Consider the following 15,629-nt stretch of genomic DNA (forward strand, 5'->3'; position numbering starts at 1 on the left):
CAAATCAGGCGCTGATGGAGGCCAGCTCATGGCGCTTCAACGCCAGCAATGTGATGAGCAGCGCCAGCGTGGCGATCAATGCCATGCCGATATAGGTCGCGCTGAAGCCCGGGGCCAGCAGATCGGGGGCGAGCCGGCTCAGATCGCCACCGCTGCCAGCTGGCAGGCGCAAGTGAAACAGCATGGAGCAGATAGCCACGCCGACGGCACCGCCAAGCTCCCGCCCGAAGTTGAACAGCGACATGCCGATGCCGCGATCTTCCCGTGGCAGGGCATTCTGTACCACCACTGAGAGGGCGGGCAGCACCAGACCGAGACCAATACCGGCAAACCCTAGGGCCAGCTTGACCCAGGCATCGAAGTGGATCTGCCAGAGCGCCACCGCCGCGAGGCCAAAGCCCACCGCGACAAAGCTCTTGTAGTGACCGGTACGGCCTATCAACTTGCCGCCGACAAAGGCGCCAGCGGTGATGCAGATCATGAAGATCACCATGCTCATCCCGCTCTCGCTGGCGCTCAACCCCTTCTGCCACTGCATCTGCAACGGCAGATAGACCAGCACGGCAAACATCAGCAACTGGGAGAGCATCACCAGCAGCACGCTCACCAGATAACCGGGCAGCCGTGCCAGATGAGCAGGCAATATGGGGTCGTGGGCACGCCGCTCAATCAGAATGAGCAGCAGCAGTGCCACGCCCAGCGCCACCGAAAGCCAGACGTCAGGCAGCGCCGCCTCCGGCGAGAGCAGCAACAGGGTGAGCGTGGTGACAGTAATCAGCAGACCCGCCCCTTTCCAGTCGAAGCGACTGTGGCGACGTACGTTGAGCTGCTTGAGGTTGCGGTTGATGAGAAAGACCGCCAGCGCACCGAGCGGCAGGTTGATCCAGAAGATCCAGCGCCAGCTGAGCTGCTCGGTGAAATAGCCGCCAAGCAAGGGGCCAGCGATGCTGGAGACCGCATAGACCGCCGAGATGTAGCCCTGATACTTGCCCACCTCCCGCGGCGGTATGGTATCGGCAATCACGGTAAACGCGAGGGCAATCAGACCGCCGCCCCCTAGCCCTTGCAGCACCCGCGCTGCCAGCAAGGTCGGCAGATCCTGGGAGAGGGCGCAGGCCACCGAGCCCGCCAGAAACAGGCCGATACCGATATTGAGCATCCGCACCCGGCCAAAGAGATCGCTCAGCTTGCCGTAGAGGGGCAGCACGGCGGTGGCCGCCAGCAGATAGGCGGTGACCACCCAGGTGAGGGCGGCACCGGCGTGCAACTCGGCGCCAATCATGGGCAGCGGGGTGGTGACTATGCTCTTTTCCAGTGAACCGAGCGCAATCACCAGCGCCACACTGGAGAAGATGGTTTTGGGGGATATTTTCGAGGTCATAAGCGGACTCGCTGATCTGATATGCCAAAGTATCCGGCAATGAACGGATTATTGTCTCACAAATCAGCAAGAGATAGAAAAAACGGCGGCCACAATCTGCCCAACCATGAGGACGATCCCACAAAACGCCGACCGTTTCTGCTAGCCTGCTCTATTTGATTCGAGGAGCCCCCATGAGCGAGCGTGAGCAGTACGGGTTTGATCACTACGATGCCCTGATTTTCGATATGGATGGCACTTTGGTAGATTCCATGCCCCTCCATCTGGATGCGTGGGAGCTTACCTGCGCCGAGTTCGGCATCCCCTTCGAGCGGGATCAGCTCTATCAGTACGGCGGCATTCCCACCCGCAAGATCATCGCCATGCTGGCCGAGCAGCAGGGGGTGACGGTGGATGTCGAGGCTTTTACCCGTCGCAAGATTGCCCTCTATATGGAACATATCGACAAGGTCAGCGTCTTTCCCAAGATGTGGGAGCTGGTCAGGCACTATCACGGCAAGGTCAAGATGGGGATTGGCACCGGCTCACCGCGCAATCAGGCGGACTCCATCCTGAAAAGCACCGGGCTCGATGCCTATCTCTCTGTGGTGGTCAGTGCCGATGATGTCACCAACCACAAACCGCATCCCGACACCTTCTTGCAGGTGGCCGAACTGCTCGGCGCCAATCCCGCCAACTGTCTGGTGTTTGAAGATACCCGGATCGGGCTTGAGGCAGGCAAGGCGGCAGGAATGGATACCGTGCTGGTCATCGAAGGTGACCTGCACCCACGCTAAACGGCTCAGGGGCAAGCAGGCAAACCGATAAAATGGTGCCATCACAGTGGCACCATTTTTTATTCAGGTGAGCATGGCGGTAGCGTCAGTGCCCGGACAGAGTTGCGATCACCGCCGGAATGGTGGCAACCGCCAGACAAAGGGCGTTGGCGTTGGCCTCATCCTGTAGTGCCTGATGAGTGCGAAGCAGCTCAAGAGCTTCGGCCGGGGTATCTGCAAAGGTGGGGGCGGCGATGGCGGCAAATCCCTGTTCGACCAGTTGACGACGCTCATCGCTATAGCTGGGTGCATTGGCATCTAGATAGGTAAGCGCCTGACCCTGCTTGAAAAAGTGATAGTTAGGCATCGATTGGCCCCGCAAAAATAAAGCGCCATTCTACTCCTTTTTGCTCCGCCGCCAGCGTCAATCTGTGACGTATCAAGTGATCTCGTTCACATTTTTATCAACAAATTTCCACCTGTTAGGTGCCGTCCAAATCCCCTCTTCGCGCGGCGTCAGACAACACCCGATACCGTCACTCTGCGCCAAACAAAACGCCTCCACAAAGGAGGCGTTGCGACTGAAACAGGGTGGCTCCCGTTACATGGCATTCGTCGATTCGAAGATCTTGTCCGCCGAGGCCTCGACGAAGCCCGGATAGAGCACACCATCGGCCTGCGGATAGCGCAGGGCAAACTCGTAGAAGCAGCTCGGGATGGTACGCACCCCATCGCTGAACGGCACCTCGGCTTTGTCCGCCATGGTGGAGGATTGCTCCAGCATCACCTGCGGATCCCCCTTCACCTCGCCACCCACGCTGTTGAGCACAAAACCCGCCGCCTTGAGCGCCGCATTGACCTGATGGATGGTGTCAAAATCCTTCAATTTGTTGATATTGACCGTGAAGTGGTTGGCACGATAGCCCCATGCTGCCATCCATGCCGCGTACTCGCTCTCCGCCAGCAGGGTCTGATAATCGGCATAGGAGACCTGCCAGGGGGCACCGGTGTAGAGAAATGCCGGGGTATCGGTCAGATGATCGGGTACCTGATCCGCCAGCTTGTGGATGATGGCCTGCGCCGCTGGGGAGAGTTCTTCCACCTTCAGCTCGCTGATAAACACCTTGGGAGCGTCCGGATCCTGATGTTCAAAGTGCTTGGCGTAGAGCTTCTTGGCCTTGAAGACGTACTCGCCCTTCTGCTCGTAACCGAGTGCCAGAAAGTGGGCGGCCAGCTTCTCCAGCCCCAGCTTGGGCAGGTTGTAGGTACGAAACGCCACGTGATCGTTGACGATGGGCTCACCGCCCCCCAGCAGGGTGTGCACCTTGAGGGCGCTCGGGGTCACCTTGATGTAGTTGTCCCACAGATGGCTGAACAGGGTGTCGATATCCTTTTGCATCTCTCTTTCCTTTGATTGCGGGTACAGATGGGGGCACCGCTGGATGCCCCATGTCGTTATTAGAAGCGCAGGCCGGGCGACAGTTGATCCGGCATGGCGGCTTTGCTGTCTTCGACAGAGGCAACCGGGGATATGACACAGTAGTCGGCGGCGTTGAGCCATCTCTGCTGCATTGGCATCCCCGTTTGCTCTTAAAACGTCAAGCCAGGAGACAGCTGCTCCGGCATGGCGGCCTTGCTGTCTTCGACAGAGGCAACTGGATACGCACAGTAGTCAGCAGCGTAGTAGGCGCTCGCTCTGTGGTTGCCGGAAGCACCGATACCACCAAACGGCGCGGCACTGGAGGCACCGGTGATAGGCTTGTTCCAGTTGACGATACCGGCGCGGATCCGCTTGAAGAAGTGGTGCCAGTCCGCCTCCTTGTCCCCCAGCAGACCGGCCGAAAGACCATAACGGGTAGCATTGCCCTGATCGATGGCAGCATCGAAATCATCGTAACGAATGAGTTGCAGCAGCGGGCCGAAGTACTCTTCGTCAGGCAGCGCGCTCACTGAGGTCACGTCGATAATGCCCGGGGAGACAAAGCCGGTACCCGCTTCCAGGTGCTTGAGGGGAAGCAGGCTCTCGCCACCGAGGCGCTGCAGGTTGGCTTGTGCTTCGACTATGCCAATCGCAGCCTTCTCGCTTATCATCGACCCCATGAAAGGCTGCTCGGCGGCGTCATAGAGGCCGACCTTGATCTGGCCGACCACCTCGATCAGTCGCTTGACCAGGGCATCGCCCCGCTCGCCACGCTCGACAAACAGACGGCGAGAGCACGTACAGCGCTGACCGGAAGTGATGAACGCCGACTGGACGATGGCATGGACAGCGCCGTCGATGTCGCTCACATCTTTCACAATTAGCGGGTTGTTGCCGCCCATCTCCAGCGCCAAAATTTTTCCCGGCTGACCGGCAAACTGCTGATGGAGGAAATGACCGGTGCGGGAAGAACCAGTAAAGAAGAGGCCGTCGATGTCGGGATTGCCCGCCAGCGCCTTGCCAGTCTCGACCTCCCCTTGCACCAGATTGAGCACCCCCTTGGGCAATCCGGCCTCCTGCCACACCTTGACCATGGCCTCGGCCACCATGGGGGTCAGCTCGGAGGGTTTGAACACCACGGCGTTACCCGCAATCAGCGCCGGGACTATATGGCCGTTGGGCAGATGACCCGGGAAGTTGTAAGGGCCGAACACCGCCACCACACCGTGGGGCTTGTGACGGACAAACGCCTTGGCGCCCGGCATGGCATTTTCAACGGTGCCGGTACGCTCGTCATGGGCACGGATGGAGATAGCAATCTTGCCCTGCATGGCGACTACTTCGGTACGGGTCTCCCACAGCGGTTTGCCTGTTTCGCGGGCGATGGTCAGGGCCAGCGCCTCTTTCTGCTCGCCAAGCAGGTCGGCATAACGACGCACTATGGCCAGACGATCCTCAAGGCTCATGTCCGCCCAGTGGTAGAAGGCGGCACGGGCGGCCTTGACGGCGGCATCCACCTGCGCCGCACTGGCGGCAGCCCCCTGCCAGATCACCTCGTTCTTGGCTGGATCCTTTGACTCGAACGGCTTGCCTTCACCGGCAAGCCACTGACCGTCGATAAATTGCACTAACTGGCTCATCCATTCACTCCCTGTCGCTGGCAGGCAGCCTCGGCTGCCTGTCTGATAATCGGTTTGCTTGTCCTGCTTGTCTCAGTCGAGGTCAACCACCCGCACCATGTCGCCATCCTGCACCTTAAGTGCCGCCGCCATCTTGGGCGGAATGATGGCTTCGTGCTTGTCGAGATCGACCCGGATATTGCCGTAGCAGGCGCGGTAATGCTCGAAACGGCTGTTGCAGATAAGGTGGGTCTTGCCACCGATGGGCTCGCCCACCAGCACCCGCAGCTTCTTGCTGCGGCGCACGCTGCGAATATTCTTCACGTCGCACTCGACGGTGGGGCCCGCATCGAAAATATCGACGTAACCACGGTTCACGAAGCCCTCGTCCTGCAGCATCTTGATGGCCGGGCGGGTCTTCTCATGGGTCTGGCCGATAACGGCCCGCGCCTCTTTGCTCAGCAAATTGACGTAGATGGGGTACTTGGGCATCAGTTCGGCGATAAAACGCTTCTTGCCGATGCCGGTCAGATAGTCGACGGTAGGAAAATCCATCGAGAAGAAATGGGTTTGCAGCCACTCGTAGAAGGGGCTGTGACCGTTGGCATCGGAGACGCCGCGCATCTCGGCGAAGACGGTCTCGTCAAACAGCTCGGGGTGCTCGGCCATAAACAGAAAGCGGTGCTTGGAGAGCAGGCGGCCGTTGAGCCCCTCGCGGGCACATTCGCGCAAGAACAGGGTGCAGAGCTCGGAGTTGCCGGTGTAGTCGTTGGAGAGGGTCAGGGTTTCAACGACGTTGTAGATGCCGAGCTTGGGAGAAGAGTGCACCACCTTGCCGATATGGTAGTTGTAAAACGGCTGGGAGAGGCCAACCGCGGCATCGATGGCACAGGTGCCCACCATCTCGCCAGTCTCCAGATCCTCGGCCACGAAGAAGTAGAGGCAGTCCCCCTTGCCGGCGGGCTTGTCGGAAAAAGTCTGGGTAGAGGCGTCAATCTTGCGCTGCAGCAGCTCATCGTTGACGGGCAACGAGGTCATGCCAGTGCCGGACTCGATGGCGCAGGTCTTGAGCCCGGCAAAATCTTTTTGCTCGATGGGACGGATAACCAACATAAATGACAACTCCCTTTCATTGACGACAGGTGGGGTCCCGGCTCCTGCCGGGAGAGCTCCCCACCTCAATTTGGAATCAGGCGTTAACCACCTGGGCAACCGCCTTCTCGAAGCGGGCCAACCCTTCCTTGATGTCCGCTTCCGGGATCACCAGTGAAGGGGCAAAACGAACCACGTTGGTACCAGCCACCAGTGCCATCAGCCCCTGATCGATGGAGGCCAGCAGGAAGTCACGGGAACGCCCCTTGTAGGCATCGCTCAGGGCCGCGCCCAGCAGCAGACCCTTGCCGCGGATCTCGCTGAAGCAGTGGTATTTGGCATTGATGGCTTCAAGACCATCGCGGAACAGCTGTTCGCGCTGCTTGATGCCAGCCAGCACCTCCGGAGTATTGATCACGTCGATCACCGCCTCGGCGACCGCACAGGCCAGCGGGTTGCCGCCGTAGGTAGAGCCGTGAGTGCCCACTTTCAGGTAAGAGGCGATTTCGTTGGTAGTCAGCATGGCGCCGATGGGGAAACCGCCACCCAGCGCCTTGGCGCTGGTGAGGATGTCCGGCGTGACGCCCAGACCCATATAGGCATAGAGATCACCGGTCCGGCCAACCCCTGACTGCACTTCGTCATACACCAGCAAGGCATTGTGTTTGTCGCACAGCTCGCGCACCCCTTTGGCAAACTCGTCGGTAGGACGAATGATGCCCCCCTCCCCTTGCAACGGCTCCATCACCACGGCGCAGGTGTTGTCGGAGATCACCTCGGCCAGCGCCGCCAGATCGTTGTAGGGAACATGGGTAATGTCACCGGGCTTGGGACCGAAGCCATCTGAGTAGGCAGCCTGGCCACCGACGCTGACGGTAAAGAAGGTACGACCGTGGAAGCCCTGATTGAAGGCGATGATCTGGGTCTTCTGCTCGCCAAACTTCTCGATGGCATAGCGGCGTGCCAGCTTGAGGGCAGCCTCGTTTGCTTCGGCGCCGGAATTGCAGAAGTAGACCTTGTCGGCGAAGGTGGCGGCGACCAGCTTCTTGGCCAGACGCAGGGCCGGCTCGTTGGTCATGACGTTGGAGAGGTGCCACAGCTTCTCGCCCTGGGTTTTCAGGGCCTCGACCAGCTTGGGATGACAGTGACCCAAACCGTTGACGGCGATGCCACCGGCGAAGTCGACATACTCGCGCCCTTCCTGATCCCAGACACGTGACCCTTCACCACGCACCGGGATGATCTTGGCGGGCGCATAGTTGGGAACCATCACTTCATCAAACACTTCACGTGTCACTGCCAACAACTCTGACATATAGCTCTCCTTCGATTCGGCGACAGAATAATCCACCGCCCAAAAGTTAAATCCGTGTAAACGCGACGGGATTATCACAGAAATAAAGTAAAAAGTCTGTAACAAGACGGCCTATAAGGAACAATGTTCGATTGCTCTTGAGATTTTAGGCAACCGCATTGCATAACGACTCAGGGGGGCTTGGCAAGAGATAATTTGGGCAGGAGAGGGGGTGAATAAAGTGTCAGGGAAATTTTTTTTGCCTTCTCTCGAACTTGAGGAGGCGATCACAACTTTTTTATGAACGCGCCAGAAAGTTGGCCAGCAACTGATGGCCCTGCTCGCTCAAAATACTCTCCGGATGGAACTGAACACCCTCGACAGGGAGCGTCTTGTGGCGCAGCCCCATGATCTCGTCAAACGAGCCATCGGCATGCTCGCTCCAGGCGGTGACCTCGAAGCAGTCGGGCAGCGTATCGCGCTCCACCACCAGTGAATGGTAACGGGTCACCCTCAGCGGGTTGTTGAGCCCCTTGAACACCCCCTCATTGCGATGGCGGATAAGCGAGGTTTTGCCGTGCATTACCTGACGGGCACGCACTACGCGGGCGCCGAAGGCCTGCGCCAGCGACTGATGACCGAGACAGACGCCGAGAATGGGCAGCTTGCCAGCGAAGTGGCTGATGGCATCGAGAGAGATCCCCGCCTCATTGGGCGTACAGGGACCGGGAGAGATCACCAGAAAACGGGGGGAGAGCTGCGCTATGGCATCGAGCGTCAGTTCATCATTGCGCTTGACCACAACCTCTTGCCCCAGGGCGCCGAAATATTGCACCAGGTTCCAGGTAAAAGAGTCGTAGTTATCGATCAACAACAGCATGAGATAACCAACAGCGGAGAATTAACGATCGAGATAACGACCCTGTTCCATTTCCCGTTCACGCTGACACTCGGCCAGATAGATGGCGGCAGCAACGGCAGGGGTTTTATGGTGCTTGTCGATGGCATTGGAGACCATCAACTGCAGAGTATTGAGGTTTTTCGCCTTGCGAAATTTACGTAGCCAGTGACCTTTGTCACTCAGCTCTTCAGCAGAAATAGTTGGTTGAACAGGCATGCTTTCTCTTGGGGATATTACCCAGGTTGAAATAAAGAAATTAAACAAAATTGCCGGGCAGAAAATAAAGAAAGCCAGGCAAATACCCAGCTCTCTTCTACTACACCTTCCCAGTATGTCAGGCTCGAGGAACGAAGCCGACTACATCATATACGCTGGTCAGGGTTTTTTCAGCTCTTTCGCGCGCCTTTTGTGCGCCTTCTGCCAGAATCGCGATCAGATGAGCCTCATCCTGACGCAACTCGTGGAAACGGGCCTGGATCGGTTCCAGCAGCGCAACCACGGCTTCGGCGGTTTCGGTCTTGAGGTGACCGTACATCTTGCCTTCGAAGTGCTGCTCCAGCTCGGGGATGGAGCGGCCGGTCACACCGGACATCAGGGTCAGCAGGTTGGAGACACCCGGTTTGTTTTCCGGGTCGAAACGCACCACCGCCGGCTCGTCGGAGTCGGTCACCGCACGCTTGATCTTCTTGACGATCTGCTTGGGATCTTCCAGCAGGCCGATGAAGTTTGCCTCGTTGTCATCCGACTTGGACATCTTCTTGGTCGGATCCTGCAGGCTCATCACTCGCGCCCCTTCAGTTGGAATAAAGGGCTCCGGCATGGTGAACACGTCACCATAGAGGTTGTTGAAACGGGTGCAGATGTCGCGGGTCAGCTCCAGATGCTGCTTCTGGTCGTTGCCGACCGGTACCTGATTGGCCTGATAGAGCAGGATGTCGGCCGCCATCAGCACCGGATAGCCGAACAGGCCGACGTTGACGTTGTTCTCGAAACGGGCGGACTTGTCCTTGAACTGGGTCATGCGCGACAGCTCACCCATCTGGGTATAGCAGTTGAGGATCCAGCCCAGCTCAGCGTGCTGCGGCACGTGAGACTGGATGAAAACAGTGCTCTTCTTGGGATCGATTCCGACCGCCAGATAGAGGGCGGCTGCGTCCAGACAAGCCTTGCGCAGGGCAGCCGGGTCCTGACGAGTGGTGATGGCGTGTAGATCGACGATGCAGTAGAGGCAGTCGAACTCATCCTGCATGTTGACCCACTGACGCAGGGCCCCCATGTAGTTGCCGATGGTCAGTTGACCGGAGGGTTGCGCTCCGCTCAATACGATTGGTTTAGTCATGAGAGTGTTAATCCTTGTTATTCAGCCAGCCCAGCTGCGCTATTAGACCAAAAGTGCATCGAGCTGGGCAAACTGCTCGAATACCCAGTCTGGATGGGAGTCGGCGATGGGACGGCCATAGTTGTAGCCGTAGGTAAGACCCACCACCTTCATGCCAGCCGCCTTGGCCGCCAGCACGTCATTTTCGGAGTCGCCCACCATCAGAGTGCGAGCCGGGCTAACCCCCAACTCCTGGCAGGCGTGCAGCAAGGGCTCCGGGCTCGGCTTCTTGACCGGCACGCAGTTGCCGCCAAGCCAGAGTTCGAAACAATCGCTGATGCCAAGGGCATCGAGGATGGGTGCCACGAAATCGCTCGGCTTGTTGGTGACGATCGCCTGCTTGTAGCCCAGGCTTTGCAAGCGACGCAGACTCTGGGCCACCCCGTCATACATAGCCAGCCCTTGCAGCAGGCATGCGTTGTAGTGCTGGAAAAAAATCGGTCTGGCCTTGGCAAACAGCTCGGGATCGGCCTCGCGATAGGCGAGCGCCCGCTGGATCAGCTTGTCGGCACCATTGCCGACCCAGGTACGGATAACCGCTTCATCAGCTTGTTCCAGACCCAGATCAGCCAGAGTCAGATTGACCGCCAGCGCCAGCTGGGCGGCACTGTCAATCAGGGTGCCATCCAGATCGAACAGCACCAAATCAAATGCGCGCTCAGCGTGTGACATGAGCCAGCTCCGCACGCATCTTGTCGATCACCGCCTTGTAGTCAGGCTGGCTGAAAATGGCAGAGCCGGCGACAAACATGTCGGCACCCGCTTCGGCGATCTCGCGAATGTTGTCGACCTTCACCCCACCATCGATCTCGAGACGGATATCGCGGCCACTCTCGTCGATCAGACGACGCACCTGACGCAGCTTGTCGAGGGTGCCCGGGATAAAGCTCTGGCCACCGAAGCCCGGGTTGACCGACATCAGCAGGATCACATCCAGCTTGTCCATCACATACTCGAGGCAGGAGAGCGAGGTAGCCGGATTCAGCACCAGACCCGCCTGGCAGCCCATCTCCTTGATCAGACCCAAAGAGCGATCAACGTGATCGGACGCTTCCGGATGGAAGGTGATGAGGGAAGCACCGGCCTTGGCAAAATCGGGAATGATGCGATCCACCGGCTTGACCATCAGGTGCACGTCGATGGGGGCCTCGATACCGTAGTCACGCAGCGCCTGACAGACCATGGGGCCAATGGTCAGGTTGGGGACATAGTGGTTGTCCATCACGTCGAAGTGAACCACGTCGGCACCGGCAGCCAGTACCTTGGCTACATCGTCACCCAGACGGGCAAAATCGGCAGAGAGGATCGAGGGGGCAATCAGAAAGTCTTTCATCAGCATCATCCATTGGCAGCCAGGGAGAAAAAGCGGCGCAATTTTAACGTAAAAGGCGGGCGAAAACGACTCGAATGCGGGGTAAATGGGGCAATCGCCTCCCCTCCCCCAGCCACCTAGGTTTTGGGGCATCGGCACGGGCCCAGGGGCGCCCATAAAAAACGGCGCCCTGGGCGCCGCATGATCTGTTACGTCAGTGGCAGCAGTTCACTGTCGCTGGGATAGTAGCCCTGCTCCGGTTCGATTCCGGGGGGATAGAGCGCCAGCAATTCGGCCACCTTGTTGCGGGTGCCGCCGTTGCGGCTGATGGTGCGCTTGACCAGGATCTCGTCGAGGCGGGCACCGCGATAAAGCTCACGAGTCAGCTCGATATCATGGTTGCTGATCAGCACCGGCACCCCTTTGTGAGCGGCTGTGTGACGGGCCAGTCGCGCCAGGATCGCCTGATCATCCAGGGTAAACCCGCCGGAGGCATAGGTGGTGAAGCTCGCCGTAGTGGAGAGCGGCGCATAGGGTGGATCACAATAGATAACCCAATCCTCTTCGGCACGCTTGATGGCGTCGGCGTAGCTCTCGCAGATAAAGGTCGCCTTCTGCGCCTTTTCGGCAAAGGCCCACAGCTCTTTTTCCGGGAAATAGGGCTTCTTGTAGGAACCGAACGGCACGTTGAAGCCGCCCTTCTTGTTGTAGCGGCACAGTCCGTTGAAACCGTGACGGTTGAGAAACAGGAACAAGAGTGCCCGCTCGAAGGTGGTCTCGGTCTGATTGAACTGGGTACGCAGCCGATAATAGGCCGCCTTGTGGTTGTGCTCTGCCACAAACAGCTTGCGCGCCTCGGCAATGAAACTGTCCGGCGTCAGCTTGAGGTGGTTGTACAGGCAGATCAGATCCGGATTGATGTCGTTGAGCACATACGCGTCGTAGTCGGTGTTGAGAAACACAGACCCGGCCCCGACGAAGGGCTCCAGCAACACACGCCCGGCCGGCAGGCGCTCGGCAATCTCTTCAACCAGGGAGTATTTTCCCCCGGCCCATTTTAAAAAAGCGCGTGTTTTTTTCATGGAAATCCGGTGTGTAAGAAGGCAAGACCCAAAAAGGGGGACGATTCTACCCCCTTATCCGGTATCAAGGCTATTGCTTCAGCTCTTTTTGTACCTGTGCAAACGACTTGGGCCAGGGCTGGCCTTTCAGCAAGGCTGGCGGAAGCTTGCGAATGGCACTCTTGGCCTGGGTCAGACCGGCATAGTCCCCTTGCAGCACCACATACCAGGGGCTGCCACGGAATTTGGTCTGATAGACCCATACCTTGCCCGCCAAACCATGCTCGGCAACAAATTGATCCACCGCCTTGGTGTTGCTCGCTCCCATCAGCTGAACGCTGTAGTGGTTGCGCGGCTTCTTAGTGAGAGTCGCCACGGGCGTGAGCTCCACCTTGGGTGCTGGCGCGGCAACCGGCTCGTTGCTGGCGGTTTTGGTGGTGGCCGCAGGCGTTGCGGTTGTCGCCGGATTCAGTGCTTTGGAGGTACTGGCTGGCGCCGTGGTTGCGATTGCACCACTGGGGGCTGTGCCACTCGGGTTCTTGCCGGTCAGCTCGTCCACCACGTCAGTAGGCAGAGCGCCGCTCACCTTGGGTTCGGTCATCAGCTTTTGCACGACCTCGTCAGAGATCACCACCCGACGCCCTTCGTAATTGGTTGATTCGGTGGTCACAGTTTCGCTCTCCACCGATTTGGGCAGCACTTTCGCCTCCGGCTGCCAATCCTTCACTACCCCGTTGGGATTGCTGGCAGCAGCGCTGTTTTGCGCGCCTTGTGCCGCGGAATCTGTATTCGAACCGCCTGCGGTGAGGGGAGCGCCTCCCGCTACCGGGATCGGCAATGCCGTGTTCTGCGCCGGATCCTGCAGCGCCGGTTTGCTTTCATTGTCAAACAGCGCAGGCAGCAGGTAGCTCAACGCCAACAGGCCGCCAGCGACCAGCGCGATAGCAGTGGCAATCTTCTTGACAGGCAACTCCGCCTGACGCTTCTTGGGCCTTCTGTCGGTCATGATATCCTCCAGTAACTGCATGATGGTGGACGGATGTCCGTTCGCCGTTTTCAGGATCTCCTCCACTTGCGGCTTGGGCAAGAGGGTCGCCGGGATCTTGAGCTCTTTGGCTTTTTCATACAAGAAGATGCGCTGCTCGGGCGGGCTAAGTGGCGGCACTTCCAGCTCAAGGGCTGGCATGGCACGCCCTTTGAGCTGCGGTCGTTGGGTACGACACCAGACGTCACTGCCCGAGACGATAATGGCAAGCTGATGGGGCGCCGCCAGGGTATCGTTATGACGGATGATCGCCCACAACTCTCCCAACATCTCGGCCGGCAACTGATCGGCCCGCTCTATCAGCAGCAACAGGGTGGCAGGCTTGCTCCCCTCCAGCATGCGAAAGAAGCTCTCCGCCAGCGCATCCTGTGGATTGAAGAGCGGGCGCGCCACCACCTGTGGCAGCAACAGCTGGCGCACATCCACCATCTTCATGGCAGGTGTACCAATCAGGCTTACCACCCGCACTTTTTCCGGCAACACGCCGAGCAGGGATTCGCACAGGGTACCGCGACCACAACCGGGTTTACCGGAGAGAAAAATGAAAGGGTGATTGAATTCGATCAGATGCAGCAGCCGGTCAACCAGCTGCCGCTGGGAAGGAAGTTTTAGCAGTTTATTCGTCACGACCAGACTCGATCACCGCCAGCAACTCGGCATCGGACACATCCCCCACCACCTGCGCATGGCCGATACCAACCGGCAACACCAGACGCAGCTTGCCTTCCAGCACCTTCTTGTCACGGCGCATATGGCGAATAAAGGCGGAGAAATCCATCTCGGCAGGCGCATGAATGGGCAAATTGGCGGCCAGCAGCAGAGCGCGCACTCGCGCAACGTCCGCTTCACTCATATCGCCGCGGGCCTGCGCAGTCCAGGCTGCCAGCATGGTGCCAGCGGATACCGCTTCACCATGCAGCCAGTTGCCATACCCCTGCTCGGCCTCGATGGCATGACCAAAGGTGTGACCCAGATTGAGCAGCGCACGGACGCCGTGCTCGGTCTCATCCTGACCGACCACATCGGCTTTGATCTCGCAGCAGCGTTTGATGGCGTAGGCCAGCGCGGCAGGTTCCAGCTGTTGCAGACGCACCATGTTCTGCTCCAGCCAGCTGAAGAAATCAGCATCCCAAATGATGCCGTACTTGATCACCTCGGCCATCCCTGCGGCAAATTCGCGGGCTGGCAAGGTACTCAGACATTCGGTATCGATAACAACTTGTTTGGGCTGATAAAAAGCCCCAATCATGTTCTTGCCGAGGGGGTGGTTGACAGCGGTTTTACCGCCAACAGAGGAGTCAACCTGGGAGAGCAGGGTGGTCGGGATCTGGATAAAAGGAATGCCACGTTGATAGCTTGCTGCCGCAAAGCCCACCACATCCCCGATCACGCCGCCCCCCAGAGCGATCAGTGTCGTATCGCGCCCATGGTTGGTTTCAAGCAGAGCAGACATGATCTGCTCAAAGGTCGCCAGGTTCTTGTATGCCTCACCGTCAGGCAGGATCAGGTGTTCAACCTGAAAACCCGACAGCAGAGCGGTTACCCGTTCAAGATAAAGCGGAGCAACAACCGTGTTGGTCACTATCATCACCCGCTTACCCTTGATGGTCGATACCAGCGCCTCGGGGCGCTGCAACAACCCGGCAGCTATCTCGATGGGATAGCTGCGTTCACCCAGTTCGACCTTCAACCGTTCCATGGACGTCCTCTAGATTACATACCGATCAGCTTTACAATTTGATTGGCAACGATTTTTGCGCTCTGGTCATCGGTGTGCACAACAAAGTCGGCAACCTCTTCATACAGGGCATTGCGCTCTTGTGCCAGACGTTCCAGCACTTCGCGTGCCGGTTCTTCGGTCTGTAGCAGAGGGCGGCGTTTGTCTCGCTGTGTGCGCGCCAGCTGCTTTTCAATAGTGGTTTCGAGGTAGACCACGATGCCACGAGCAGACAACTTGTTGCGGGTTTCGCGACTCTTGATGGCACCGCCACCCGTCGCCAGCACGATACCCTGCTGCTCTGACAATTCGCCGATCACCTTCTCTTCGCGAATCCGGAAACCTTCTTCGCCTTCAACATCGAACACCCAGCCGATATCAGCACCACTGCGGCGCTCAATCTCATGATCTGAGTCGAAAAACTCCATGTGCAGTTGTTCTGCCAGATGTCTACCTATGGTGCTCTTGCCCGCACCCATGGGACCTATCAGGAAAATATTGCGTTTCTCAGCCATGTCTTTTCGTTAGTAATTACAAACTGTACGACCCCGATGAATACTGGATCGGGGTACCTATGAACCTTATCTTGCGATGGATCAGGAGGGGGATTATCTCAATAGATATCGGGACTGGCAACCGCAGCCCTTACGCCCC

16 protein-coding genes are annotated in these 15,629 nt (G+C 58.4%); 1 reads left to right on the forward strand and 15 read right to left on the reverse strand.

Annotated features, from left to right (window positions below):
• Positions 1–4 precede the first annotated feature (4 nt).
• A complete protein-coding gene (locus I6L47_RS08400; protein ID WP_216949088.1) occupies positions 5–1,381 on the reverse strand; it encodes an MDR family MFS transporter in 1,377 nt (458 codons plus the stop codon).
• A gap of 173 nt (positions 1,382–1,554) precedes the next feature.
• Between I6L47_RS08400 and I6L47_RS08405 the strand changes: the two genes are divergently transcribed.
• Positions 1,555–2,157, forward strand: coding sequence for an HAD family phosphatase (locus tag I6L47_RS08405; protein WP_216949089.1), 603 nt, complete (start codon positions 1,555–1,557; stop codon positions 2,155–2,157).
• An 85-nt stretch (positions 2,158–2,242) separates the two neighbouring features.
• Here the strand turns inward: I6L47_RS08405 and I6L47_RS08410 are convergent, their stop codons facing one another.
• The 14 genes from I6L47_RS08410 to aroK form a co-directional block, all read right to left on the reverse strand.
• Positions 2,243–2,503, reverse strand: coding sequence for a hypothetical protein (locus tag I6L47_RS08410; RefSeq protein ID WP_216949090.1), 261 nt, complete (start codon positions 2,501–2,503; stop codon positions 2,243–2,245).
• Positions 2,504–2,737: 234 nt separating this feature from the next.
• Entirely contained in the window at positions 2,738–3,535 is a 798-nt protein-coding gene (locus I6L47_RS08415; RefSeq protein ID WP_021229798.1) for a DUF1338 domain-containing protein, read from the reverse strand.
• A gap of 191 nt (positions 3,536–3,726) precedes the next feature.
• Entirely contained in the window at positions 3,727–5,196 is a 1,470-nt protein-coding gene (gene astD, locus I6L47_RS08420; RefSeq protein ID WP_216949091.1) for a succinylglutamate-semialdehyde dehydrogenase, read from the reverse strand.
• Between the two features lie 72 nt (positions 5,197–5,268).
• Positions 5,269–6,288, reverse strand: coding sequence for an arginine N-succinyltransferase (astA, locus tag I6L47_RS08425; protein WP_005334994.1), 1,020 nt, complete (start codon positions 6,286–6,288; stop codon positions 5,269–5,271).
• A 76-nt stretch (positions 6,289–6,364) separates the two neighbouring features.
• Positions 6,365–7,582 carry an aspartate aminotransferase family protein gene (locus tag I6L47_RS08430; protein WP_058055649.1) on the reverse strand — a complete coding sequence of 406 codons (1,218 nt, stop codon included), beginning with the start codon at positions 7,580–7,582 and terminating at the stop codon, positions 6,365–6,367.
• Between the two features lie 277 nt (positions 7,583–7,859).
• The gene (locus I6L47_RS08435; protein WP_139441861.1) at positions 7,860–8,441 is read right to left on the reverse strand and encodes an aminodeoxychorismate synthase component II; all 582 of its coding nucleotides are present in this window, start codon (positions 8,439–8,441) and stop codon (positions 7,860–7,862) included.
• 21 nt (positions 8,442–8,462) lie between these two features.
• Positions 8,463–8,678: a hypothetical protein gene (locus I6L47_RS08440; protein WP_005334997.1), complete on the reverse strand. Its 216-nt coding sequence runs from the start codon at positions 8,676–8,678 to the stop codon at positions 8,463–8,465.
• Between the two features lie 118 nt (positions 8,679–8,796).
• Positions 8,797–9,801: a tryptophan--tRNA ligase gene (trpS, locus tag I6L47_RS08445; protein WP_005334999.1), complete on the reverse strand. Its 1,005-nt coding sequence runs from the start codon at positions 9,799–9,801 to the stop codon at positions 8,797–8,799.
• Positions 9,802–9,843: 42 nt separating this feature from the next.
• Positions 9,844–10,512, reverse strand: coding sequence for a phosphoglycolate phosphatase (locus I6L47_RS08450; RefSeq protein ID WP_005335004.1), 669 nt, complete (start codon positions 10,510–10,512; stop codon positions 9,844–9,846).
• Complete coding sequence (gene rpe / locus I6L47_RS08455; protein ID WP_005335006.1) at positions 10,499–11,173, reverse strand: ribulose-phosphate 3-epimerase; 675 nt, start codon at positions 11,171–11,173, stop codon at positions 10,499–10,501. The genes I6L47_RS08450 and rpe overlap by 14 nt, the downstream gene beginning before the upstream one ends.
• A gap of 188 nt (positions 11,174–11,361) precedes the next feature.
• The gene (locus I6L47_RS08460) at positions 11,362–12,234 is read right to left on the reverse strand and encodes a Dam family site-specific DNA-(adenine-N6)-methyltransferase (RefSeq protein ID WP_005335008.1); all 873 of its coding nucleotides are present in this window, start codon (positions 12,232–12,234) and stop codon (positions 11,362–11,364) included.
• Positions 12,235–12,304: 70 nt separating this feature from the next.
• Complete coding sequence (locus I6L47_RS08465) at positions 12,305–13,885, reverse strand: SPOR domain-containing protein (RefSeq protein ID WP_216949092.1); 1,581 nt, start codon at positions 13,883–13,885, stop codon at positions 12,305–12,307.
• Positions 13,875–14,957, reverse strand: a complete 1,083-nt coding sequence (aroB, locus tag I6L47_RS08470; protein ID WP_139460497.1) for a 3-dehydroquinate synthase — start codon at positions 14,955–14,957, stop codon at positions 13,875–13,877. Before aroB ends, I6L47_RS08465 begins: the two co-directional genes overlap by 11 nt.
• A 14-nt stretch (positions 14,958–14,971) precedes the next feature.
• A complete protein-coding gene (gene aroK / locus I6L47_RS08475) occupies positions 14,972–15,490 on the reverse strand; it encodes a shikimate kinase AroK (RefSeq protein WP_005335014.1) in 519 nt (172 codons plus the stop codon).
• Between the last annotated feature and the right edge of the window lie 139 nt (positions 15,491–15,629).

The organism is Aeromonas sp. FDAARGOS 1417, from assembly GCF_019046985.1.
Taxonomy (GTDB): domain Bacteria; phylum Pseudomonadota; class Gammaproteobacteria; order Enterobacterales; family Aeromonadaceae; genus Aeromonas; species Aeromonas veronii.